Genomic DNA, 22,894 nt, shown 5'->3' with positions numbered 1-22,894 from the left:
CCCACCAGCGCAAAGGCGTTCTAGGCTCTTTCGTACCGCCGAGTCGCGTGATGCGGGGACGGGCACCGCGCACGCACCGGAGCACCAGCGGTACTTGAGCAGCGCCCCCGACCGAGGGCGCCGCCGGGCAAGGAGGGCCGCATGACCGTACGGCGAGTAATGGGCATTGAGACGGAGTACGGAATCTCCGTCCCCGGCCACCCCAACGCCAATGCCATGCTCACCTCATCCCAGATCGTCAACGCGTACGCGGCGGCGATGCACCGGGCGCGCCGCGCCCGGTGGGACTTCGAGGAGGAGAATCCGCTGCGGGACGCGCGAGGCTTCGACCTCGCCCGTGAGACCGCCGACTCCAGCCAGCTCACCGACGAGGACATCGGTCTGGCCAACGTCATCCTGACCAACGGCGCGCGGCTGTACGTGGACCACGCACACCCGGAGTACAGCGCCCCCGAGGTCACCAACCCGTGGGACGCCGTCCTGTGGGACAAGGCCGGCGAGCGCATCATGGCGGAGGCCGCGGAGCGCGCGGCGCAGCTGCCCGGCGCCCAGCCGATCCACCTCTACAAGAACAACACGGACAACAAGGGTGCCTCCTACGGCACGCACGAGAACTACCTGATGAAGCGGGAGACCCCCTTCTCGGACATCGTGCGGCACCTCACGCCCTTCTTCGTCTCCCGGCAGGTGGTCACCGGCGCCGGCCGCGTCGGCATCGGCCAGGACGGCCACGAGCACGGCTTCCAGCTGAGTCAGCGCGCCGACTACTTCGAGGTCGAGGTGGGTCTGGAGACGACCCTCAAGCGGCCCATCATCAACACGCGCGACGAGCCGCACGCGGACGCCGAGAAGTACCGCCGCCTGCACGTGATCATCGGCGACGCGAACCTGTCCGAGATCTCGACCTATCTCAAGCTCGGCACGACGGCCCTGGTCCTCTCGATGATCGAGGACGGCTTCATCGCCGTCGACCTGGCGGTCGACCAGCCCGTCCGCACGCTGCACCAGGTCTCGCACGACCCGACGCTCAAGCGCCTGGTCACGCTCCGCAGCGGCCGGACACTCACCGCCGTACAACTCCAGATGGAGTACTTCGAGCTGTCCCGTAAATACGTGGAGGAGCGCTTCGGCGCCGACGCGGACGACCAGACCAAGGATGTCCTGGCGCGCTGGGAGGACACCCTGAATCGCCTGGAGAACGACCCGATGAGCCTCTCCGGGGAGCTCGACTGGGTCGCCAAGCGGGAGCTCATGGAGGGGTACCGGCGCCGGGACGACCTCGACTGGGACGCGGCCCGGCTGCACCTGGTCGACCTCCAGTACGCCGACGTACGGCCCGACAAGGGCCTCTACAACCGTCTGGCGGCCCGGGGCCGCATGAAGCGCCTCCTGGACGAGACGGACGTCGAGCGGGCCCGCACCAAGCCTCCGGAGGACACCCGGGCGTACTTCCGCGGGCGCTGCCTTGAGCAGTACGCGGACGACGTCGCGGCGGCCTCCTGGGACTCGGTGATCTTCGATCTGCCCGGCCGGGACTCGCTCCAGCGCGTCCCAACCCTGGAGCCGCTTCGCGGAACGCGTAATCACGTCAAGGAGCTCCTGGACCGCTGCCGTACGGCGGAAGACCTGGTCAGGGTCCTTTCGGGGCGCTGAGCGGGCCAGGTGCCCCCGCCGGGCCCGAGCGGCTCGGGCGGGGTGGAAACAGGCGCCGTCCGGGAATCATCGAGGTGGCTCCGGGACGTTGTAGCAACTGCGGGGCCGATGTCGGACCCTGCTTGTAGGGTCTGATCAAGAACGTCGAACCGAGCGGGGTGAGGGTTATGGCGACCAAGGACACCGGCGGCGGGCAGCAGAAGGCCACGCGTTCCACCGAGGAGGCCGAGGAGCAGACGCAGGAAGCGCAGGGCTCCGAGGACCTCAAGGAACGCCAGGAGAAGCTGAGCGACGACGTGGACTCCGTGCTGGACGAGATCGACGACGTCCTCGAGGAGAACGCCGAGGACTTCGTTCGAAGCTTCGTTCAGAAGGGTGGGCAGTAGCCTTTGAAATGAAGGCTACCGGTCCTCGGGGGGTCCGAATTGACGGAGGAGGCGGGTGGGAAGCGCTGCTCGCGGTGCAGGAGTCACAAGCCGCGGGCAGCCTTCGCCGCCAACAGGGCGATGCGGGACGGGTTGCAGGCGTACTGCCGGGAATGCGCGGCGGCCTACCACCAGCAGCGCCAGGTCGCGAAGGGGCACAACGTCCGGCCGCGGGTGGACGTGCCCGTCGGACACAAGTACTGCCGTGGCTGTGGTGAGGCGAAGCCCCACCGCGAGTGGCATCGCAACGCCTCTTCCTCCGACGGGCTGGCGACCTGCTGCAAGGCGTGCAAGGCCGCTCGGGGAAGGCAGGGGCATCTGAAGCGGCAGTACGGCATGACCGAAGCCGAACGTGACGAGATGATTGCCGCGCAACGCGGGCTCTGCGTGATCTGTTTGAAGGCCCCGGCCATTCATGTGGATCACTGCCATGAGACGGGTAGGGTCCGTGGCGTACTGTGCTTCAACTGCAATTCGGCCATCGGCAAGTTGGGAGATGATCCCGACGCTGTTCGTCGGGCTGCCGCCTACTTGGAAGGATCCTCGTGGAAGCCAACACTCGTAGCACCGGGCGTCTACCGGCTGCCTTCCTGACGCCCGGGTCGTCGTCCTTCATGGACTTCCTGTCCGAGCATCAGCCGGCCATGCTTCCGGGCAACCGGCAGCTGCCGCCCACCCAGGGCGTGATCGAGGCGCCGCACGGCACCACCATCGTCGCCGTCACGTTCCCCGGCGGCGTGGTCCTCGCCGGTGACCGGCGGGCCACCATGGGCAACGTCATCGCGCAGCGCGACATCGAGAAGGTCTTCCCGGCCGACGAGTACTCGGCGGTGGGCATCGCCGGCACCGCGGGTCTTGCCGTCGAGATGGTGAAGCTGTTCCAGCTGGAGCTGGAGCACTTCGAGAAGGTGGAGGGTGCCACGCTCTCCCTGGAGGGCAAGGCGAACCGCCTCTCCACGATGATCCGTTCCAACCTGGGCATGGCCATGCAGGGCCTCGCCGTCGTCCCGCTCTTTGCGGGCTACGACGTGGACCGCGAGCGCGGCCGCATCTTCTCCTACGACGTCACCGGCGGCCGCTCCGAGGAGCACGGCTTCGCCGCCACCGGCTCCGGCTCGATCTTCGCGCGCGGCGCCATGAAGAAGCTCTACCGCGACGACCTGACCGAGGAGCAGGCCACGACCCTGGTCGTCCAGGCGCTGTACGACGCCGCCGACGACGACTCGGCGACAGGCGGTCCCGACGTCGCCCGCCGGATCTACCCGATCGTCACCGTGATCACCGACGAGGGATTCCGCAGGCTCACCGAGCCGGAGTCCTCCGAGATCGCCCGCGCGATCCTGGAGCGGCGCCTCGAGCAGCCCGACGGCCCGCGGGCCGCGCTGCTCTGACACCGCTCTCCGTTACCAAGGTGACCCTGTGACTTCGACAGAAAGGGACGGATAACCGGTGTCGACGCCGTTCTATGTCTCACCCCAGCAGGCGATGGCCGACCGGGCGGAGTACGCCCGCAAGGGCATCGCCCGTGGCCGCAGCCTGGTCGTGCTGCAGTACGCCGACGGCATCGTCTTCGTCGGCGAGAACCCCTCCCGCGCGCTGCACAAGTTCAGCGAGATCTACGACCGGATCGGCTTCGCCGCCGCCGGCAAGTACAACGAGTACGAGAACCTGCGCATCGGCGGTGTCCGCTACGCCGACCTGCGCGGATACACGTACGACCGGGACGACGTGACCGCCCGCGGTCTCGCCAACGTCTACGCCCAGACGCTGGGCACGATCTTCTCCTCCGCCGCCGAGAAGCCGTACGAGGTGGAGCTGGTGGTCGCCGAGGTCGGGGAGACCCCCGAGGGCGACCAGATCTACCGGCTGCCGCACGACGGATCGATCGTGGACGAGCACGGCTCGGTCGCGGTCGGCGGCAACGCCGAGCAGATCAGCAGCTATCTGGACCAGCGCCACCAGGACGGCATGTCGCTCGCCGAGGCGCTCAAGCTGGCGGTGCAGTCCCTGTCCCGCGAGCCGAACGGCGGTGAGCGGGAGATCCCCGCGGAGCGCCTGGAGGTCGCGGTGCTGGACCGTACGCGTCCGCAGCAGCGAAAGTTCAAGCGGATCACCGGGCGTCAGCTCGGCCGCCTGCTGGAGGCGGGCGGCGCGTCCACCGCCACCGAGGCCGAGGACCCCGACGACGAGGAGTGACCTCGTCGGTAACCCTCGCTCCACGTGCCCCGGCCGCATTCGGCCGGGGCACGTCGCGTCTGCGGCACGGCCTGCCCGGGGGCGGGGGCCGTCAGCCCGGGGGCGGGGCCGTGGAGCCCCGTACGACCAGTTGGACGGGGATGTCGCCGCCCTCGGGTGTGCGGCCCTCCAGGACCGCGAGGAGGGCCGCCATGCCGCGTTCGCCGAACAGCTCGGCGTCCAGCCGCACGGTGGTCAGCTCGGGATCGATGGCGGTGGCGAGCGCCAGGTCGTCCAGGCCGGTGACCGAGATGTCGTCCGGGACGCGCAGGCCGAGCCGCCGTACCGCCTTGTAGGCGCCCGCGGCCAGCTTGTCGTCGTCGCAGACGATCGCGGTGGGCCGAGGTCCGGGAGCCCCGAGAGCGGCTCCCGCGGCGGCCACGGCGTCCTCCATCGAGATGGGCGCCCGGGCGGTCCGCAGCTGAGTGCCGGGGACCTCGGCGAGGCGTGCGGCCAGTTCCCGCGCCCTGACCTCGAACGTCCAGGAGGCGATGTCGGCCGCCAGGTGCAGGACGCGCCGGTGGCCGAGGGCCAGCAGGTGCTCGGCGATCTGCCGCACGCCGTCGGCGATGTCGAGGTTGACGGTGGCCGCGCCCAGGCTGCCCGCGGGGTCGCTGTCGAGCATGACCAGGGGGAGCTGGTCGCCGCGGATGGCGGTGAGGGCGTCGGCGGCCATGGAGGAGGCGAGGACGCCGTCCAGGGCGGCGGGGGCGGAGCCGAAGGGGTCGCGGGCGGGGCCGATGCCCTCGGGGGAGGGGTACAGGACCACGCCGAAGCCGTGCTGGGCGGCGACCCGGGCGGCTCCGGTGTAGACGCCGGCGAAGAACTCGGTGGTCAGGGCGGGCACCACGAGGAGGACGGTCCGGGTGCGGCCGAGGCGCAGGTTGCGGGCGGCGAGGTTGGGTCGGTAGCCGAGTTCGCGGGCGGCCTCCCTGACGCGGTCGGCCGTCGCCGCGGAGACCCGGCCGCGCCACTTGTCGCCGAGCACCAGGGAGACGGCCGCCTGGGAGACCCCGGCGGCCTGGGCGACGTCCCGGCTCGTGGGGCGCGTACTACCTGGTGCCACCGGTCGACCTGTCTCTCTGCTGGACTCGCGGACTGGGCACATGGTACGTATGGGAGACGAAGTTATACGTAAAACTTGAGGCGCGGACGGCCTCGGTGCTCGGGAGAGAAGGCGACATGGCCGCGGGATACCTGGAGATCCTCAGGGCGAGGCACGCCGCGCGGCTCCTCACCGGCACGCTGGTGGGGCGGCTGCCGAACGCCACCGCCGCGATCGCCGTCGTGCTCTTCATCCGCGCGGAGGGCGGCACCTACAGCCTGGCCGGGGCGCTGGCCGCGGTCTACGGGGTCGCCAACGCGGTGGGCCAGCCGCTGCTCGGCCGCCTGGTTGACCTGTACGGGCAGCCGCGCGTCCAGCTGCCCGCCGCGCTCGTCTCGGCCCTCGGGATGTCCGTGTTCGCCTTCGCGGGCACGGACCCGCTGCCCCTCGCGTACGCCTCGATGGCCGTCGCCGGACTCTTCACGCCTCCGCTGGAGGGCGGCCTGCGTGCCCTGTGGCCCAGCGTCCTGCGCAAGGAGGAACAGGTGCACACGGCGTACGCCATGGACGCCGTCGCGCAGGAAGTCATGTTCACCGTCGGGCCGTTGCTCGTGACCCTCTGCGTGTCGCTGTGGTCCGCGCAGGCCGCCCTGCTCGTCCTGAGCGTCATAGGCGTCCTCGGCGCCCTCTCCGTGGTCCTCTCGCCGCCCTCGCGCGCGTGGCGTTCGGCCCCGCGCGAGGCCCACTGGCTGGGCGCGCTGCGCTCGCAGGGGCTGCTGGCGCTGCTCGGTGCGTTCCTGTTCATCGGCATGGCCCTCGGCTCCATCACGGTGGCCGCGGTCTCCTACGCCGACGAGCACGGCGGCGACGCCGTGTACGGCTGGCTGATGGCGGCGCTGGGCCTCGGCGCGCTGGTCGGCGGCACCGTGTACGGCGCGCGTCAGTGGGCGGGTGCGCCGGAGCGCCGACTGCGCTGGCTGGTGGCCCTGCTGGCCGTGTGTTACCTGCCGCTCATGCTGGTGCCCGGCGCCGTCGCCATGACGGCGCTGACGGCCCTGTCCGGCGTGTTCCTCGCCCCCTGCATCGCCTGCGCGTTCATCATCGTCGACCGGCACGCCCCGCGCGGCACGGTCACCGAGGCGTTCTCCTGGCTGGTGACCACGTTCACGGTCGGCGCGTCGGTCGGAACGGGCCTCGCCGGACCGGTCGTCCAGTGGGGCGGAGCCTTCTGGGGCTTCGCCGTGCCGGGCGCCGCGGGAGCCGTGTCGTTGCTGGTCCTCATGGCCACCGGGCGGGTCCTCGCAGCTCCCGCCGCGGGCGCGGTCGTTGCGGTCTCATCGGAAAATGATCCAAACCGTGCCGTCGAACCCCGTTTCAGCACAGGGGATCGGGCGTAATGTTCAGTCATGGACCGCCGCATTTTCGGGCTGGAGAACGAGTACGGCGTCACGTGTACGTTCAGGGGACAGCGGCGCCTGTCTCCCGACGAGGTGGCGCGGTACCTCTTCCGCCGTGTCGTGTCATGGGGCCGCAGCAGCAATGTCTTTCTGCGGAACGGTGCCCGCCTTTATCTCGACGTGGGATCACATCCGGAATACGCCACACCCGAATGTGACAACGTGACCGAGCTGGTCACCCACGACAAGGCCGGCGAGCGCATTCTCGAAGGACTCCTCGTCGACGCCGAACGCCGCCTGCACGAGGAAGGAATCGCGGGCGACGTCTATCTGTTCAAGAACAACACCGACTCGGCGGGCAACTCCTACGGGTGCCACGAGAACTACCTTGTGGCCCGGCACGGGGAGTTCTCCCGACTCGCGGACATCCTCATTCCGTTCCTCGTCACGCGGCAGCTGCTGTGCGGCGCCGGCAAGGTGCTGCAGACACCCCGCGGCGCCGTGTACTGCGTCAGCCAGCGTGCCGAGCACATCTGGGAGGGCGTCAGCTCCGCGACGACCCGCTCCCGGCCCATCATCAACACCCGCGACGAGCCGCACGCGGACGCCGAGCGCTACCGCCGGCTGCACGTCATCGTCGGCGACTCGAACATGTCCGAGACCACCATGCTCCTGAAGGTCGGTGCCACCGACCTCGTGCTGCGCATGATCGAGGCGGGCACGGTGATGCGCGACCTGACCCTGGAGAACCCGATCCGGGCGATCCGCGAGGTCAGCCACGACATCACGGGCCGCCGCAAGGTGCGCCTCGCCAGCGGTCGCGAGGCCTCCGCCCTCGAGGTGCAGCGGGAGTACTTCGAGAAGGCCGTGGACTTCTGCGAGCGCCGCGGCATCCGCACCGGCACCGTCGAGCAGGTCCTGGAGCTCTGGGGCCGCACGCTGGACGCGATCGAGGCCGAGGACCTCGACCGGATCGGCACCGAGATCGACTGGGTCATGAAGTACAAGCTCATCGAGCGGTACCGGGCCAAGCACAACATGACGATGTCGCACCCGCGGGTCGCCCAGATAGACCTCGCCTACCACGACATCCACCGGCGCCGGGGCCTGTACTACCTGCTGGAGAAGAAGGGGCAAGCCGCCCGGATCTGCAACGACTTGAAGATCTTCGAGGGCAAGTCCGTGCCGCCGCAGACCACGCGCGCGAGGCTGCGCGGCGACTTCATCCGGCGCGCCCAGGAGCAGCGCCGCGACTTCACGGTCGACTGGGTCCACCTCAAGCTCAACGACCAGGCGCAGCGCACCGTGCTGTGCAAGGACCCGTTCCGCTCCGTCGACGACCGCGTGGAGAAGCTGATCGCCGGCATGTGAGCCGGCGGCCCACCGCCCGATGACGCCCGATGCCCGGAGGCAGTGATGCCGCCGGGCATCGGGCGTTTCCCGTGTCCGCCCCGCCCTGGACGTGAGAGGCGCGGGCGGACGGCGGGGTGAGACATGTCACGATGTCCCGAGAAGGGCGCGGCTGTCCGGAATGGTTGATTCCTGAACCCACTCGCCCGATGGTAACGACAAAACGTCCTCAATCGCCCTCTCCGCGGCGACGCCGTACCGTGATTCGCTATCACGTGCGAATGGTCGTCCGCGAGCGACATGCCGTACCGCGGCCGATCCCGCTTTCACTGTGCCGGCGGTCCCGGCGGAAATGCAGAAGACCCCAGCCCGGCCCGTTGTTTTACTGCCTCCACCGACATGGCCATGACCAGCCGGTCGGACACAAAACAGGGGGTACATCTTGCGCTGGGTCAGGACAAAGGGACGTGAGGCGGCCGTTCTCGCCACGGCGGGGGCCGTCGTCGCCACCGCGCTCGTGGGCATGAGCGCCTCGCCGGCGGCGGCGTACTGCCGCTCCGGTATGACGAAGTGGAACAGCACCGCCAACCCGTGGTCGATCGCCGCCAACACCACGTTCCCCAGCGGGCTGAGGAACGGACTCAAGGGCGGTCTGCTGCAGTGGAACCGCAGTGGCTCCAACCTGCGCTACAACGCGCCGACGTACACCGCCGGATGGCAGATCTACGCCTTCCGCGCCTCGTACAGCTACACGAGTCTCATGGGCAGCGCGCCCGGCTACGCGGCGGCCCAGCGGTCGGGCGGCACCCACAACGGCGGGACGCTCTACCTCTCCAACCGCTTCCACTGGGTGAACGCCAGCCAGAACATCGGCCAGAACAAGGCCGACGTGCAGACCGTCGCCGTGCACGAGGTGGGGCACTTCACCGGGCTCGCCCACCCGTGGCCCGCGCACTGCCCCGACGGCTCCGCGTACACGGCCGCCGAGAAGAAGTCGGTGATGACGACCATCAACACCGGCACCCGGCGCGGGCTCAACAGCGACGACATAGCCGGCGTCAAAGCCATCTACTGACCGGGGGAAACAGACATGACCGCAGTACGCACAGCAAGGCCGCGCGCCCTCGCCCGCGCCTCCGCAGCTCTCGTCGTCCTCGTACTCGGCGCCACCGCGTGCTCCTCGGCCGCGGACCCGGGTGAGCGGGCGGGCGGCGCCGGGGAGAAGAAGGTGCGCGTCGTCGAAGGGCACCCGTACGCCGTGGACAGCAGTCCCGCCGCGGCGATCGGCTTCCCGCAGAACGAGAACGTCTTCGAGGGCACGGTCGTCAAGCGGCGCGCCGACGTGCACGCCACCGACGTGCTCGACGACGGCTCGACGTTCGAGGTCGTCTACACGCCGGTGGTCGTCCGCGTGGACCGGGTCCACAAGGGGGCTCTGAAGAAGGGCGCCGAGGTCGTCGTCCGCTCGATGGGCGGCACGGCGGACGGGGTCCGCTACGAGGTCGAGGAGGCGCCGGCGAAGAAGACCTTCGCGGTCGGCACCTCGCTGGTGGTCTTCGGCACGGAGTACGCGGCCGTCGACTCCGAGACGAGCCCGGCCATGACGCCCAACTTCGTCTACCGCGCGACGGGTGGCTCGGTCGTCGACGCCACGTACGCGGGCGGCGCGCACGACGGCGGCCCGGCCGCGCGGATGGACCGCGCCGAGTTCCGCGGCAAGCTCCGCGCGCTGTCGGCGCGTTAGGGGCACGGGGGAGCCGCTCGCCTTCGCGGCGGTGCGGGTGCCCGGGTCGTCACCCGATCCGGGCACCCGCGCGTGTCGCGACAATCCGTGCAGCGTTGTGCGTACGCCGTAGAGTGGCGGCCATTGCCCCGCCTCCGATCCCCAGTTGGACTGATGAACTACAACGTGAAGCGTCGCGCCGTCGCGCTGCTGGCCGTACCCGCCCTGCTGTTCACCGCCGCGTGCGGTTCGGACGGTGACGACAACGGCGGCTCCGCCGGAGGAGTCGCCTCGGTCTCGGGGAAGGTCGGGCAGAAGCCCAAGATCTCCGTGCCCGAGGGCGACCCGTCGGAGAAGACGGTGACCAAGACCGTGGTCAAGGGCGACGGCAAGGAGATCAAGAAGTCGGACTTCGTCCGGCTGGACTGGACCGTCGAGAAGTGGGACGGCGCCAAGGAACTCGGCGGCACCTGGACCGCGGCGAGCACCGGCAAGGGGCCGCGCCAGCAGGCCGTGGAGCGGATCGGCCAGCAGAGCCAGCAGCTGCCGGCCAAGGTGCTCGACGCCGTCGAGGGTGAGAAGCAGGGCAGCCGCGTCCTGGTGCAGGGCACCGCGGGCGACCTGATCGGCGAGAACCTCAACACGTCCTCCGGCATCGCCAAGAAGGACGTCCTCATCTGGGTGGTCGACGCGGTCGGTGCCGCCACCGTCGACTCCAAGGCCGAGGTCAAGGGCGAGCAGGCCGCTCCCGAGCCGGGTATGCCGGTGGTGAAGACCCCCTCGCAGAAGCCGGCGGTCATCACCATCCCGAAGAACACCAAGGCTCCGAAGGACCTCAAGGAGCAGGTGCTCATCAAGGGCAGCGGCCCGAAGGTCGAGGCCGGCCAGGGCCTGATCGCGCAGTACACCGGTGTCAAGTGGGAGGACGGCAAGACGTTCGACTCCTCCTGGAACCACGGCGGCGCCACCGCCTTCCAGATCGGCACCGGCTCCGTGGTGCAGGGCTGGGACAAGGGGCTCGTCGGGAAGAACGTCGGCGACCGCGTCCTGCTGGTCATCCCGCCGGACCTGGCCTACGGCGGCAACCCGCAGAGCGAGCTGGCCAAGAACACCCTGGTCTTCGTAGTGGATATCCTCGGTACGGTCTGACCGCGGTGTCACTGACACCGTCCGGGACCATGCCGCGTATCAAGGAGCAATGAAGTGAGCATCGAGAAGCCCGAGATCGACTTCCCGGGCGGCGAGCCCCCGGCGGACCTCGAGATCAAGGACATCTGGGAGGGCGACGGACCGGTCGCCAAGGCCGGCGACACGGTCAAGGTCCACTATGTGGGCGTGGCCTTCTCCACCGGCGAGGAGTTCGACGCGTCCTGGAACCGCGGCACCCCGCTGCAGTTCCAGCTCGGTGTCGGCCAGGTCATCTCCGGCTGGGACCAGGGCGTGCAGGGCATGAAGGTCGGCGGCCGTCGCCAGCTCACCATCCCGGCGCACCTCGCGTACGGCGACCGCGGCGCCGGCGGCCGGATCGCCCCGGGCGAGACGCTGATCTTCGTCTGCGACCTCGTCTCGGTCTGAGCCGTCGTATGAACCGAACCGGGTCCGATCATCCTAGGAATCGGATCGCGGTCCGATCTTCGTACACCGTGTGATCGAGTTCCGACCGGACCCGATCACCTGGGCCCATGCCTGTCCGGCATGGGCCCTCGGCTTTTGCCGCGACACTCCGGAGCGGTACGGTCATCGGTCGGAAGCACCATAGGAAGGGCGTCGATGGCCATTGCCAAGGCCGAGCGGCTGATGAACCTGGCGCTGTGTCTGCTCGGGACGCGGCGGCCGCTCAGCAAGCGCGAGCTGCGCGAGTCCATCGAGGCCTACCTCGAAGCCGGGTCGGACGACTCCTTCAACCGCATGTTCGAGCGTGACAAGGACGACCTGCGCGAACTCGGGCTGGTCATCGAGACCGTCGAGAACCTAGACGGAGAGATCGGCTATCTCGCCCGCCGCGACAGCAACAGCCTGCCGCCCATCACCCTGGACGCCGAGGAGGCCGCCGCCCTGGGCCTCCTCGCCAAGGTCTGGCAGCAGGCCCGTCTGGCCGGCGCGGCGAGCGGCGCGCTGCAGAAGCTCCGCGCCGCCGGACTGCCCGAGGACGTCGACCCCTACGAGGCCCACGGCGCCCTCGAACCGCACATCCCCGTGCACGAGGCCGCCTTCGAACCGCTGATGCTGGCCTGCCGCGACCGCCGCCCGGTCGCCTTCGACTACCGCAAGGCCACCGCCGCCCGCCCCGAGCCCCGCACCGTCGAACCGTGGGCCCTGGAGTGCTGGCGCGGTCACTGGTACCTGGCCGGCTGGGACCGCGACCGCGGCGCCGAGCGCGTCTTCCGGCTCTCGCGGATCACCGGCAAGGTGCGCACCCGCTCCGGGAAGTTCACCGCCGAGGTCCCCGACGTCGTCACCGTCCGCGTGACGGTCGCGAGCTGGGCCGGGGAGAACGCCGACCGCTCCGCCCTGATCCGGCTGCGCGCCGGCGCCGGCTACCCGCTGCGCGCCAAGGCCGTCTCCGTACGGGAACTCGGAGACGGCTGGGACGAGTTGGAGATTCCGTACGGGCACGGCCTGGACGCCTGGCTCGTGGAGTTCGGGCCGGACGTCGTGGTCCTGGAGCCCGCGGAGCTGCGGGCCGACGTGGTGGACCGGCTGCGCGCCGTGGCCAAGGGCTGAGGGGGACACGAAGAACGTGGCAGGCAAACCGGCCAGGCCGGCGAACGCCATCGACCAGACCCGGCGGATGCTGTCGCTGGTGACGTATCTGCGCGAGCGTCCCGGCGCGCGGGTCAGCGATGTCGCCCGCGCCTTCGGGATCAGCGAGGACGAGCTGATCTCCGACCTCGACGTGCTGCCGCTGTGCGGCACCAGCTTCCGCGGCGGCGACCTCCTCGACATCGACACCGACGGCGACCGCATCTGGTGGCACAACCCCGCCGCCCTCGGCGCCGAGGCCGCCGAACCGCTGCGGCTGGCCGCCGACGAGGCGACCGCCCTGCTCGTGGCCGCCCGCGCCGTCTCCACGCTGCCCGGCCTGCGCGAAGGGGACCGGCAGGCACTGCTGCGGGCCACCGCCAAGGTCGAGGCCGCGGCGGGCGAGGCGGCGGGCGCCAGCTCCCGCCTCTCCGTCACCTTCGAGTCCGAGGGCGGCGTCTTCGCGGACGTCGACCGGGCCATCTCCGAGCGGCGCCGGCTGTGGATCCGCTACTACTCGCCCGCCCGCGACGAGCTCTCCGAGCGCGAGATCGACCCCATCCGCCTGGTCAGCGTCGGCCACACCTACGTCGAGGCGTGGTGCCGGCGCTCCGAGGCGCGCCGCACCTTCCGGCTGGACCGGGTCGCCGAGATCCGCATCCTGGACGAGCCGTCCGCGCCGCCCGAGATCGAGCTGCGGGACCTCTCCGAGGGCCTGGTGCAGCCCGCCGCCGAGGACCCCGAGGTGGTGATCGAGGTCGGACCCGGCGGACGCTGGGTCGCCGAGTACTACCCGCACGACAGCGCCGAGGAACTGCCCGACGGAGGACTGCGGATCACGCTGCGCGCCCCCGACCCGGCCTCGCTGCGCCGGCTCGCCCTGCGGCTCGGGGGCGACGGCCGGATCGTCTCGCCGCAGGACCTCGCGGACAGCGCCCGCCGCGCGGCCCGCGAGGCGCTCGCCGCGTACGACGAGCCCGCGCCGCGCGAGGCCCTCGCACCGCGGGCGGCCGCCGGGCAGGCCGGGCCCCATGGAGTTCAGGACGGGCTGTACGACAGGCAGGAGCAGGGGCTTTGAGCACGTCGGCGATCTCTGGTTCACGTGACATGTCGGTGTCCTCGGCATTCGCCGGGATGACGAGAGTGGCGCCCGTGCTGTTCAGAGCCGCCTGCCCCGACTGCCGGGGCCGCTTCGAGCTGTCGGCGGCCGCGCTCCGGCTGGCCATCGGAGCCAGCAGCCGCACCACCTTCTACTCCTTCACCTGCCCCGAGTGCGGGGAGGCCGTGCGCAAGCCCGCCGGCGAGCGGATCATCGAGCTGCTCACCGGCGGCGGGGTGCGGACGCTGCGTCTGCACTCCAGGATCTGAGACGCAGGGGCTAGGGTCGACGACATGTTCTGGCCGATGTTCGCTATCGCTCTGGGTTTCCTGGGAATCGCCGTGCTCGGCGTGCTGGCCGTCCGCGTCTTCGTCGAGGCGGAGCGCCTGGGGCGGCAGGTGGCCGACTCCGCCCAGCGCGTCGGCCGGGCCGCGGAGGACCTGGAGCGCGCCGCCGTGACCACCGCGCGCTCGGTGGACGCCCTGTGAGTCGCGCGGTCCCGGCGGCTCCAGCGGCTTCCGGCCTGTCGACCTCCGGGTGCGGCCGGGTACGCTGCTCGTTGTGGCCCGGATACGAGGCGCGGGTCGCGAACTGGGAGTACGCACAGGGATTGCCCCGCGTTCACCCCTGAGCGTTACGATCGCTGACAGCACGACGGCCGGACAGACGTCCGACTGCTCGAACAGCACCCATTCCATGCCGCCTCGGTGAGAAGGTAAAGACTTATGTTCGGAAGGCTCGGAGCCCCCGAGATCATTCTCATCCTCGTCGTCATCATCCTGCTGTTCGGCGCGAAGAAGCTTCCGGACATGGCGCGCTCCCTCGGCAAGTCCGCTCGCATCCTCAAGAGCGAGGCCAAGGCCATGAAGTCGGAGGGCCAGGACTCCTCGACCCCCGCGGGCCCGCCGAACACGGACGAGCAGTCCCCCTCTCAGCGCACCATCCAGGCCGCGCCCGGCGACGTGACGAGCTCGCGCCCGGTGGCCGAGCCGACGGACACGACCAAGCGCTGACGTAGGGCCGGAGAGCTCCGGCCCGCCGCACGAGATGAGGACGTGGGTTGCTCAAGTCTGCCCGCAAGAAGGAGAAGGATCCCGAGGGGCGGATGCCCCTCGCGGAACACCTTCGTGAGCTCCGCAACCGGCTCGCGAAGGCGATGCTGGCCATCGTCGCCGTCACGGTCGTCGCCGCCTTCTTCTACAACGACATCGTCAATCTCATCACCCGGCCGATCCTCGACTCGGTCGGGTGTGAGCAGACCTTCGAGCAGCTGGCCAAGGCGTCGGCGGAGCCGTGTGCGCAGATCACCATCAACGGACTCCTCACGCCCTTCACGCTGGCGCTGAAGGTCTCGCTGATGGCGGGTGTCGTCCTGGCGTCGCCGGTCTGGCTGTATCAGCTGTGGGGCTTCGTCGCCCCCGGCCTGCACCGGCACGAGAAGAAGTATGCCTACGCCTTCGTCGGCTCGGGAGTCCCGCTCTTCCTGGGCGGCGCGTACTTCGCCTACCGTGTGCTGCCCACCACGGCGAAGGTGCTGCTCGACTTCACCCCGGACGGCGCGTCCAACCTCCTGCCGCTGGACGACCTGCTCGACCTCGTCACGCGCATGGTGCTCGTCTTCGGTCTCTCCTTCGAGCTGCCCCTGCTGCTGATCTTCCTGAACCTCACCGGGGCGATCACCGGCAAGCGGATGCTCGGCTGGTGGCGCGGCATGATCATGGGCATCACGGTGTTCGCCGCCATCGCCACGCCCAGCACGGACCCGCTCACCATGCTGGCGCTTGCCGGACCGATCTGGATCCTCTACTTCGGCGCCGTCGCCTTCTCGCTGCTGAACGACCGTCGCAGGCGCCTCAGGGCGTCCCTGGAGCCCGCCGACGACGAGGCCTCGGAACTGGACCTCACTCCCGAGGACATCGGTGCCATCGAGCCCGTGTCGGCCGGACGGACCCTGCCCGAGCAGGCGACGACGGACCGGGTCAACGGTTATGACGACGTGACCTGACGAGGGCCCGGGACTCGTAAGGTCGGGGCGTGACCAGCGAGATCACCCTTGTCGTCAACCCCACCGCGGGCCGCGGCCGGGGCGCCCGTGCGGCGCTGCCGGCCGCTTCGGCGTTGCGGGCGGCGGGCTTCCAGGTGCGTACCGTCCTCGGGCAGGACGCCGGGGACGCGCTCGCACGCGCGCGTGCCGCCGTCGCGGAGGGTACCGGCGCCCTGGTGGCCGTCGGCGGTGACGGCATGGCGAACCTGGCCCTGCAGGCCGTCGCAGGGACCCGTACGCCGCTGGGGCTGGTGGCCGTCGGCACCGGCAACGACTTCGCGCGCGCCCTCGGACTGCCGCTGCGCGACCCGGCGGCCGCCGGACGGCAGATCGCCGACGCCCTCAAGGGCTCCCGGCTGCGCGACGTCGACCTGGGACGCGTCGGCGGCACCTGGTTCGGAACCGTCCTCGCCTCCGGCTTCGACTCCCGGGTCAACGACCGCGGCAACCGCATGCGTCGGCCGGCGGGCCGCCTCAAGTACGACCTCGCGATGCTCGCGGAGCTGGCCTCCTTCAAGCCGTTCCCGTACCGGATCACCCTGGACGGCGGGGAGACCCGGGAGATCGAGGCGACCCTGGTGGCCGTCGGCAACGGGTCGTCGTACGGCGGCGGCATGCGGATCTGCGCCGACGCGGACCTCGGCGACGGGCTGTTCGACGTCACCGTCGTCGGGGACTGCAGCCGCACGACCCTGCTCAGGGTGTTCCCGAAGGTCTACAAGGGCACGCACCTCGGCCATCCCGTGGTCACCGTCCACCGCGCTGCCAGGGTCGAGCTCGTGGCCGAGGGCGTCACCGGGTACGCCGACGGGGAGCCGCTCGGACCGCTGCCGCTGACCGCCAAGTGCGTGCCCGGAGCGGTTCGCGTGGCCGTGCCCTGACCTGCTGAGCTGCGCGGATCCGGGTTCGCGGACAGCGGATCCGGATAATGATCGTCCTGTTGTCAGTGGGGGCCGGTAGTCTCGAAAGCACGATGACAGAGGACCTCTCACCGGCCGAGCGGTACGCGGCAGCACGGAAGCGCGCTGCCGAGCAGGCCACCGCGCTCGCCTCCTTCCGCGAGATGTACGACTTCGGCCTCGACCCCTTCCAGATCGAGGCCTGCCAGGCGCTCGAAGCGGGCAAGGGTGTGCTCGTGGCCGCGCCCACGGGCTCGGGCAAGACGATCGTCGGCGAGTTCGCCGTCCACCTCGCCCTCCAGCAGGGCAAGAAGTGCTTCTACACGACCCCCATCAAGGCGCTCTCCAACCAGAAGTACGCCGACCTCGCCCGCCGGTACGGCGCGGACAAGGTCGGGCTCCTGACCGGCGACAACAGCGTGAACTCCGACGCCCCGGTGGTCGTGATGACCACCGAGGTGCTGCGCAACATGCTCTACGCGGGCTCGCAGACCCTGCGCGGCCTCGGGTACGTCGTCATGGACGAGGTGCACTACCTCTCCGACCGCTTCCGCGGCGCCGTCTGGGAAGAGGTGATCATCCACCTTCCCGAGTCGGTGACGCTGGTGTCGCTCTCGGCGACCGTGTCGAACGCCGAGGAGTTCGGCGACTGGCTGGACACGGTGCGCGGCGACACCCAGGTGATCGTCTCCGAGCACCGGCCCGTCCCGCTCTTCCAGCACGTGCTGGCCGGGCGGCGGATGTACGACCTGTTCGAGGAGGGGGAGGGCCACAAGAAGGCCGTCAACCCCGACCTCACGCGCCTGGCGCGCATGGAGGCGAGCCGTCCGTCGTACCAGGACCGCAAGCGGGGCCGCGCCATGCGCGAGGCCGACCGGGAGCGCGAGCGCAGGCAGCGCTCGCGGGTGTGGACGCCGAGCCGCCCCGAGGTCATCGAGCGGCTCGACGCGGAGGGGCTGCTCCCCGCCATCACGTTCATCTTCAGCCGCGCGGCCTGCGAGGCCGCCGTCCAGCAGTGCCTGTACGCGGGCCTGCGGCTGAACGACGACGAGGCCCGGGCCAGGGTGCGCGAACTCGTCGAGGAGCGCACCGCGTCCATCCCCACGGAGGACCTGCACGTCCTCGGCTACTACGAGTGGCTGGAGGGCCTGGAGCGGGGCATCGCGGCCCACCACGCGGGCATGCTCCCGACCTTCAAGGAGGTCGTCGAGGAACTCTTCGTGCGCGGCCTGGTCAAGGCCGTCTTCGCCACGGAGACCCTCGCGCTCGGGATCAACATGCCGGCCCGCTCGGTGGTGCTGGAGAAGCTGGTCAAGTGGAACGGCGAGCAGCACGCGGACATCACCCCCGGTGAGTACACGCAGCTGACCGGCCGCGCCGGACGCCGCGGCATCGATGTCGAGGGCCACGCGGTCGTGCTGTGGCAGCGCGGCAGCAGCCCCGAGCACCTGGCGGGACTCGCCGGCACGCGCACGTATCCGCTGCGCTCCAGCTTCAAGCCGTCGTACAACATGGCGGTGAACCTGGTCGAGCAGTTCGGCCGGCACCGCTCGCGTGAGCTGCTGGAGACCTCGTTCGCCCAGTTCCAGGCCGACAAGTCGGTCGTCGGCATCTCCCGGCAGGTGCAGCGCAACGAGGAGGGGCTGGAGGGCTACAAGGAGTCCATGACCTGCCACCTCGGGGACTTCGAGGAGTACGCGCGGCTGCGCCGGGAGCTCAAGGACCGCGAGACCGAGCTCGCCAAGCAGGGCGCCGCCCAGCGCCGGGCCGAGGCCGCCGTCGCCCTGGAGAAGCTCAAGCCGGGCGACGTCATCCACGTGCCGACGGGCAAGTACGCGGGTCTCGCCCTCGTGCTGGACCCGGGTCTGCCCGCCGGGCGGTCCAACGGCCACCGGGGCTTCGAGCACGTCGACGGGCCGCGCCCGCTGGTGCTCACCGCCGAGCGTCAGGTCAAGCGGCTGGCCTCGATCGACTTCCCGGTGCCCGTGGAGGCGCTGGAGCGGATGCGGATCCCGAAGTCCTTCAACGCGCGTTCCCCGCAGTCGCGCCGGGATCTCGCCTCCGCGCTGCGCACCAAGGCGGGGCACATCGTCCCGGACCGGCTGCACAAGAAGCGCTCCGCGGCGGCCGACGACCGGGAGATCGCCCGGCTGCGCACGGCGCTGCGGGCGCACCCCTGCCACGGGTGCAGCGACCGCGAGGACCACGCCCGTTGGGCCGAGCGCTACCACCGCCTGCTGCGCGACACCTCGCAGCTGGAGCGCCGTATCGAGGGCCGGACGAACACCATCGCCCGGACCTTCGACCGGATCGTCGCGCTGCTGACCGAGCTGGACTACCTGCGGGGCGACGAGGTCACGGAGCACGGCAAGCGGCTCGCCCGGCTCTACGGCGAACTCGACCTGCTCGCCAGTGAATGCCTGCGTGCCGGTGTCTGGGAGGATCTCGGCCCGGCCGAACTGGCCGCGTGTGTCTCCGCGTTGGTGTACGAGTCCCGGGTCGGCGACGACGCCATGGCGCCGAAGGTGCCGTCCGGCAAGGCCAAGGCGGCGCTCGGCGAGATGGTCCGCATCTGGGGCCGTCTCGACGGTCTGGAGGAGGACTTCCGGATCAGGCAGACCGAGGGCGTCGGCCAGCGTGAGCCGGACCTCGGCTTCGCCTGGGCGGCCTATCAGTGGGCGTCCGGCAAGGGGCTGGACGAGGTGCTGCGCGAGGCCGAGATGCCCGCCGGGGACTTCGTGCGCTGGTGCAAGCAGGTCATCGACGTGCTGGGCCAGATCTCGGCCGCCGCCCCGGTGTCCGGGCAGAGTTCGACGGTCGCCAAGAACGCCCGCAAGGCGGTCGACGGACTGCTCCGCGGGGTCGTCGCCTACTCCTCGGTGGGCTAGCCCGTCATCGTCCCCGCCGTCCGGAGCGCCGTCCCCGCGAGGGGGCGGCGCTTCCGTCTTTCCGGGGCGTGACGCCCGGGGTCACCCTTCGCGGGCGGGGGCCGTGCCGAGGGGAACGGCCGGACCTCGGCGGGGTTTTCGCATGCTCGTACGCGGTCACGCAACGTGTGCGAGCGGAACCTGAGCGTGTAAATGGAGCCGAGAGTACTCCTGTTGCACGGGCGAATTCAGGGGCTTGCTGAATATGACACGGCGATGATCCGGTCGGACTAAGCTCGCCCGCAGCGCACCGAGTTGGGATGTAATCGTGCGCTTGTTCCCAAAGGTTCCGAAGGTCCCGACAATCCCCCCAAACCCCCAGCCGATTTGTCTCAGAGGGCATACATGGTGAGTGTTCAATCGCCTCCCGGTGGCCGTGAACTTCCCTACGCGCGCGTGCTGTTGCTGCCGGCCATACTGATGGCCGCGCTCTCCGGGGCCGCCGTCGCCCTGGTGACGGAGCCGGCCCGGACGGCCGTCGGCTGGTGCGGCGCAGTGGCCACGCTCCTGGTGATCGCGACCGGCGCCGAAGCGGTACGCCGCGGCCGCGTCGCCCGCGCGCTGCGCGCCGACCTCGCGCACCGGACCGCGCTCCTGGAGCAGCGCATCGCCGGCCACGACCAGGAGATCGTGCACCTCGGCACCGAGCTCCTGCCGACCGCGCTGCACCGGCTGCGCAGCGGAGAATCACCCTCGGGGGTGATGCGCACCTTCGTCGACGCCGACCCGGCCTACCGTGAACTCCCCGAATCCCAGCGTGACTTGGTCCGGACCGTGCTCGACATCGTGGACCACGAGACGGCACTGCGCGACTCCGCCCAGCGCGCCTTCGTCAACATCGCCCGGCGCGTCCAGGCCATCGTCCACCAGCAGGCCAAGGAACTGCGCGAGATGGAGGAGGACCACGGGCGCAACCCCGAGGTCTTCGACGACCTGCTCCGCATCGACCACGGCACCGCCCTGATCGGCCGCCTCGCCGACTCCATCGCGGTGCTCGGCGGTGGCCGTCCCGGACGCCAGTGGCCCAAGCCCGTACCGCTGTTCAGCGTGCTGCGCGGCGCGATGTCCCGGATCCTGGAGTACCGCCGCATCGAGCTCCACTCGATCGCGGAGGTGGCCATCAACGGCGTCTCCGTCGAGCCGCTCATCCACGCCTGCGCCGAACTCCTCGACAACGCCACGCGCTACTCGCCCCCGCAGACCAAGGTGCACGTCACCGCCGTGGAGGTGCAGACCGGCATCGCCATCGAGATCGAGGACGGCGGCGTCAGCCTCAGCGAGGAGGCCCGCGGCCGGGCGGAGAACATGCTCCGGATGGCCCAGGCCGGCATCGACCTGAACGACCTCGGGGAGACCCCGCGCCTCGGCATGGCCGTCGTCGGACGCCTCTCCCAGATGTACAACATGCAGATCTCGCTCCGGCAGTCCGCGTACGGCGGCGTCCGCGCCGTCCTCGTCGTGCCGCGCGACATGCTCACCACCGGGGACGCCCCCGGACTCGCCCACGGCATCGGTGCCGCCGCCGTACCCCGCATGGACACCGGCGGCGTCGAGGGACCCGCCCGCAAGCCCAAGAAGCGCCGCCCGACCACCGGACCCCGCGTCCCCGCACCGCTGGACGCAGCCATGGAGGACGACGCCCCCGAGGTCACCGAGTGGGCGCCCAACGGGCTCCCGCAGCGCCGCAGCCGCGTCAAGGTCTCGTTCAGCCAGCGGGTCGCCGAGGCCAGGGCCGCGGAGGCCGCGGCCGAGGCGGCCAGGGCCTCGGCGCCCGCCTGGGCACCCGAGCCCGCCCCGGAGAAGAAGGAGCCCGAACCGGGCCTGTGGGTCGAGGCGTTCATGAACGGACTCAAGGGCGGTGACCCCGACCAGGCCGCCGCGGCCACGACCAACCAGCCGGCCCGTGTCGAGGCCGACGACGAGGGGGACCTCAAGTGATCCAGCAGCGAGCCAACTTCGACTGGATGCTCAAGGAGCTCTCCGACGGCGTTCCGGGCACCCAGCAGATCGTGGTGCTCTCCGCCGACGGCCTGCGCATCGCCCGCTACGGCGGCGACCCGGACGCCGCCGACCGCCTGGCCGCGGCCTGCGCGGGGCTCCAGAGCCTGGCCGGAGCCGTCGCCGGGGAGATCCCCGACAGCGACGGCCGGATGCGCATGGTCATCATCGAGATCGACGGCGGCTACTTCTACCTCATGTCGGCCGGAGCCAACGCCTATCTCGCGGTACTGGCCGACCAGACCGTGGACGCAGGGCTGATGAGCAACCGCATGCGTGACCTCGTCGTACGGATCGGAGCACATCTGACGAGTCCGCCCAGGCGCAACGGGCAGACCGTATGACTCCTCCGCAACGCCGGCGGCGCCACCCCAAGGAAGAGCCTCCGGAGCCCGTCGAAGCGGCCCAGGACGAGAAGATCCCAGAGCGGCTGTACGTGCTCACGGGCGGGGGCGAGGGCGGTGAGCGGGCCGCGCTCGACCTGGTGACGCTCATCGTGGCGAACGCCGACGCGCCCCCGCCCAACTCCCAGCCCGAACAGTCGGCGCTGCTCCGGCTCTGCACGGCCCCCCTGTCCGTGGCCGAGATCTCGGCCTATCTGAATCTGCCGTTCAGCGTGGTGACCGTCCTGCTCACCGAGCTGCTGGCGGCCGAACTGGTACAGGCGCGCGCCCCGATCGTCCGTTCGGCGCTCCCCGACCGTTCCCTCCTCGAAGCGGTGATGCATGGACTTCAAAAGCTCTGACACCATCACGGGCCCTCGCACCGAGGACCATCTGCCGCACACGGCGCAGGCCGCCGTGAAGGTCGTGATCGTGGGCGGCTTCGGAGTCGGCAAGACGACCATGGTGGGCTCCGTCAGCGAGATCAGGCCGCTGACCACCGAGGAGACCATGACGCAGGCCGGCATCGGAGTCGACGACAACTACGGCTCGGAGACCAAGACGGCCACCACCGTCGCCATGGACTTCGGGCGCATCAGCATCACGGAACAACTGGTGCTGTACCTGTTCGGCACGCCCGGCCAGGAACGCTTCTGGTTCCTGTGGAACGGCCTGTTCGAGGGCGCCCTCGGCGCTGTCGTGCTGGTCGACACCCGGCGGCTGGAGGTCAGCTTCGACGTCATCGGCCGCCTGGAGGAGCGAGGCGTGCCGTTCGTCATCGCCATAAACGACTTCCCGGACGCGCCGCGCTACCCCGTCGACGACCTGCGGACGGCGCTCGACCTGTCCGAGGAGATCCCCATCGTGAAGTGCGACGCCCGGCGCCGCGCCTCCAGCCGCGACGTCCTGATGACGCTGATGCGCTTCCTGCACTCGCTGACGATGACGTCGACGTCCGTGTAGCCGCCTTGCGC

Annotated in this window: 24 protein-coding genes; 23 read left to right on the top strand and 1 reads right to left on the bottom strand. The window is 70.5% G+C overall.

The genetic code is table 11. The annotated features are described in order from the left end of the window. Positions 1-141: 141 nt before the first annotated feature. The 5 genes from dop to prcA all read left to right on the top strand — a co-directional run bounded on the left by dop (position 142) and on the right by prcA (position 4,274). The gene (gene dop, locus ACFYQQ_RS33200) at positions 142-1,653 is read left to right on the top strand and encodes a depupylase/deamidase Dop (RefSeq protein WP_355785166.1); all 1,512 of its coding nucleotides are present in this window, start codon (positions 142-144) and stop codon (positions 1,651-1,653) included. A 167-nt stretch (positions 1,654-1,820) separates the two neighbouring features. Next, the gene (locus ACFYQQ_RS33195; RefSeq protein ID WP_355785168.1) at positions 1,821-2,039 is read left to right on the top strand and encodes a ubiquitin-like protein Pup; all 219 of its coding nucleotides are present in this window, start codon (positions 1,821-1,823) and stop codon (positions 2,037-2,039) included. A 39-nt stretch (positions 2,040-2,078) separates the two neighbouring features. Continuing rightward, positions 2,079-2,672 carry an endonuclease VII domain-containing protein gene (locus tag ACFYQQ_RS33190; protein ID WP_388906317.1) on the top strand — a complete coding sequence of 198 codons (594 nt, stop codon included), beginning with the start codon at positions 2,079-2,081 and terminating at the stop codon, positions 2,670-2,672. Further along, positions 2,624-3,469 (top strand): proteasome subunit beta, encoded by an 846-nt coding sequence (gene prcB / locus ACFYQQ_RS33185; RefSeq protein ID WP_355785174.1) that lies wholly within the window; start codon positions 2,624-2,626, stop codon positions 3,467-3,469. The genes ACFYQQ_RS33190 and prcB overlap by 49 nt, the downstream gene beginning before the upstream one ends. A 58-nt stretch (positions 3,470-3,527) precedes the next feature. Further along, complete coding sequence (gene prcA, locus ACFYQQ_RS33180) at positions 3,528-4,274, top strand: proteasome subunit alpha (RefSeq protein WP_355785177.1); 747 nt, start codon at positions 3,528-3,530, stop codon at positions 4,272-4,274. A gap of 91 nt (positions 4,275-4,365) precedes the next feature. Here prcA and ACFYQQ_RS33175 read toward each other — a convergent pair whose 3' ends face one another. Then, positions 4,366-5,379 (bottom strand): LacI family DNA-binding transcriptional regulator, encoded by a 1,014-nt coding sequence (locus ACFYQQ_RS33175; protein WP_388906314.1) that lies wholly within the window; start codon positions 5,377-5,379, stop codon positions 4,366-4,368. Between the two features lie 116 nt (positions 5,380-5,495). Between ACFYQQ_RS33175 and ACFYQQ_RS33170 the strand changes: the two genes are divergently transcribed. From ACFYQQ_RS33170 to ACFYQQ_RS33085, 18 genes are all read left to right on the top strand, one after another. Continuing rightward, entirely contained in the window at positions 5,496-6,755 is a 1,260-nt protein-coding gene (locus ACFYQQ_RS33170) for an MFS transporter (RefSeq protein WP_355780798.1), read from the top strand. A gap of 9 nt (positions 6,756-6,764) precedes the next feature. Beyond that, positions 6,765-8,126, top strand: a complete 1,362-nt coding sequence (pafA, locus tag ACFYQQ_RS33165) for a Pup--protein ligase (RefSeq protein ID WP_121404192.1) — start codon at positions 6,765-6,767, stop codon at positions 8,124-8,126. Positions 8,127-8,547: 421 nt separating this feature from the next. Next, positions 8,548-9,180 carry a matrixin family metalloprotease gene (locus ACFYQQ_RS33160; protein ID WP_356244247.1) on the top strand — a complete coding sequence of 211 codons (633 nt, stop codon included), beginning with the start codon at positions 8,548-8,550 and terminating at the stop codon, positions 9,178-9,180. Between the two features lie 15 nt (positions 9,181-9,195). Beyond that, complete coding sequence (locus ACFYQQ_RS33155; RefSeq protein ID WP_356172554.1) at positions 9,196-9,849, top strand: hypothetical protein; 654 nt, start codon at positions 9,196-9,198, stop codon at positions 9,847-9,849. A 153-nt stretch (positions 9,850-10,002) separates the two neighbouring features. Next, a complete protein-coding gene (locus ACFYQQ_RS33150; RefSeq protein ID WP_355792910.1) occupies positions 10,003-10,977 on the top strand; it encodes an FKBP-type peptidyl-prolyl cis-trans isomerase in 975 nt (324 codons plus the stop codon). Between the two features lie 54 nt (positions 10,978-11,031). Further along, positions 11,032-11,403, top strand: coding sequence for an FKBP-type peptidyl-prolyl cis-trans isomerase (locus ACFYQQ_RS33145; protein ID WP_121404199.1), 372 nt, complete (start codon positions 11,032-11,034; stop codon positions 11,401-11,403). Positions 11,404-11,598: 195 nt separating this feature from the next. Next, complete coding sequence (locus tag ACFYQQ_RS33140) at positions 11,599-12,552, top strand: WYL domain-containing protein (RefSeq protein ID WP_355792908.1); 954 nt, start codon at positions 11,599-11,601, stop codon at positions 12,550-12,552. Positions 12,553-12,568: 16 nt separating this feature from the next. After that, the gene (locus ACFYQQ_RS33135; RefSeq protein WP_356172560.1) at positions 12,569-13,648 is read left to right on the top strand and encodes a WYL domain-containing protein; all 1,080 of its coding nucleotides are present in this window, start codon (positions 12,569-12,571) and stop codon (positions 13,646-13,648) included. Positions 13,649-13,677: 29 nt separating this feature from the next. Next, entirely contained in the window at positions 13,678-13,938 is a 261-nt protein-coding gene (locus ACFYQQ_RS33130; RefSeq protein ID WP_356244254.1) for a hypothetical protein, read from the top strand. Between the two features lie 24 nt (positions 13,939-13,962). Further along, positions 13,963-14,157, top strand: a complete 195-nt coding sequence (locus ACFYQQ_RS33125) for a hypothetical protein (protein ID WP_356172565.1) — start codon at positions 13,963-13,965, stop codon at positions 14,155-14,157. Between the two features lie 237 nt (positions 14,158-14,394). Further along, complete coding sequence (gene tatA, locus ACFYQQ_RS33120) at positions 14,395-14,682, top strand: Sec-independent protein translocase subunit TatA (RefSeq protein WP_355794843.1); 288 nt, start codon at positions 14,395-14,397, stop codon at positions 14,680-14,682. Positions 14,683-14,729: 47 nt separating this feature from the next. Beyond that, positions 14,730-15,674 (top strand): twin-arginine translocase subunit TatC, encoded by a 945-nt coding sequence (gene tatC, locus ACFYQQ_RS33115; RefSeq protein WP_355794844.1) that lies wholly within the window; start codon positions 14,730-14,732, stop codon positions 15,672-15,674. A 29-nt stretch (positions 15,675-15,703) separates the two neighbouring features. Continuing rightward, complete coding sequence (locus tag ACFYQQ_RS33110; RefSeq protein WP_356172569.1) at positions 15,704-16,594, top strand: diacylglycerol kinase; 891 nt, start codon at positions 15,704-15,706, stop codon at positions 16,592-16,594. A gap of 47 nt (positions 16,595-16,641) precedes the next feature. Continuing rightward, positions 16,642-19,500, top strand: a complete 2,859-nt coding sequence (locus ACFYQQ_RS33105) for a DEAD/DEAH box helicase (protein ID WP_355791263.1) — start codon at positions 16,642-16,644, stop codon at positions 19,498-19,500. A gap of 384 nt (positions 19,501-19,884) precedes the next feature. After that, positions 19,885-21,477 (top strand): ATP-binding protein, encoded by a 1,593-nt coding sequence (locus ACFYQQ_RS33100; RefSeq protein ID WP_356172573.1) that lies wholly within the window; start codon positions 19,885-19,887, stop codon positions 21,475-21,477. After that, positions 21,474-21,881, top strand: a complete 408-nt coding sequence (locus ACFYQQ_RS33095) for a roadblock/LC7 domain-containing protein (RefSeq protein ID WP_355782039.1) — start codon at positions 21,474-21,476, stop codon at positions 21,879-21,881. Before ACFYQQ_RS33100 ends, ACFYQQ_RS33095 begins: the two co-directional genes overlap by 4 nt. Then, complete coding sequence (locus ACFYQQ_RS33090; RefSeq protein ID WP_355782036.1) at positions 21,878-22,282, top strand: DUF742 domain-containing protein; 405 nt, start codon at positions 21,878-21,880, stop codon at positions 22,280-22,282. Before ACFYQQ_RS33095 ends, ACFYQQ_RS33090 begins: the two co-directional genes overlap by 4 nt. Continuing rightward, positions 22,263-22,883, top strand: a complete 621-nt coding sequence (locus ACFYQQ_RS33085) for an ATP/GTP-binding protein (protein ID WP_355782033.1) — start codon at positions 22,263-22,265, stop codon at positions 22,881-22,883. Before ACFYQQ_RS33090 ends, ACFYQQ_RS33085 begins: the two co-directional genes overlap by 20 nt. The last annotated feature ends 11 nt before the right edge of the window (positions 22,884-22,894 follow it).

The organism is Streptomyces sp. NPDC005496, from assembly GCF_042872045.1.
Classification (GTDB): Bacteria; Actinomycetota; Actinomycetes; order Streptomycetales; family Streptomycetaceae; genus Streptomyces.
The sequence above is the reverse complement of the archived record's forward strand: the minus strand, read 5'-3'. Positions and strand labels throughout refer to the sequence as shown.

Coding starts and splice junctions, on each gene's coding strand:
- ACFYQQ_RS33155 (WP_356172554.1), top strand. CDS start 9,196: ATGACCGCAGTACGCACAGCAAGGCCGCGCGCCCTCGCCCGCGCCTCC.
- ACFYQQ_RS33170 (WP_355780798.1), top strand. CDS start 5,496: ATGGCCGCGGGATACCTGGAGATCCTCAGGGCGAGGCACGCCGCGCGG.
- pafA (WP_121404192.1), top strand. CDS start 6,765: ATGGACCGCCGCATTTTCGGGCTGGAGAACGAGTACGGCGTCACGTGT.
- ACFYQQ_RS33100 (WP_356172573.1), top strand. CDS start 19,885: ATGGTGAGTGTTCAATCGCCTCCCGGTGGCCGTGAACTTCCCTACGCG.
- ACFYQQ_RS33140 (WP_355792908.1), top strand. CDS start 11,599: ATGGCCATTGCCAAGGCCGAGCGGCTGATGAACCTGGCGCTGTGTCTG.
- ACFYQQ_RS33090 (WP_355782036.1), top strand. CDS start 21,878: ATGACTCCTCCGCAACGCCGGCGGCGCCACCCCAAGGAAGAGCCTCCG.
- ACFYQQ_RS33125 (WP_356172565.1), top strand. CDS start 13,963: ATGTTCTGGCCGATGTTCGCTATCGCTCTGGGTTTCCTGGGAATCGCC.
- ACFYQQ_RS33150 (WP_355792910.1), top strand. CDS start 10,003: ATGAACTACAACGTGAAGCGTCGCGCCGTCGCGCTGCTGGCCGTACCC.
- tatA (WP_355794843.1), top strand. CDS start 14,395: ATGTTCGGAAGGCTCGGAGCCCCCGAGATCATTCTCATCCTCGTCGTC.
- ACFYQQ_RS33130 (WP_356244254.1), top strand. CDS start 13,678: ATGTCGGTGTCCTCGGCATTCGCCGGGATGACGAGAGTGGCGCCCGTG.
- ACFYQQ_RS33085 (WP_355782033.1), top strand. CDS start 22,263: ATGGACTTCAAAAGCTCTGACACCATCACGGGCCCTCGCACCGAGGAC.
- ACFYQQ_RS33195 (WP_355785168.1), top strand. CDS start 1,821: ATGGCGACCAAGGACACCGGCGGCGGGCAGCAGAAGGCCACGCGTTCC.
- dop (WP_355785166.1), top strand. CDS start 142: ATGACCGTACGGCGAGTAATGGGCATTGAGACGGAGTACGGAATCTCC.
- ACFYQQ_RS33105 (WP_355791263.1), top strand. CDS start 16,642: ATGATCGTCCTGTTGTCAGTGGGGGCCGGTAGTCTCGAAAGCACGATG.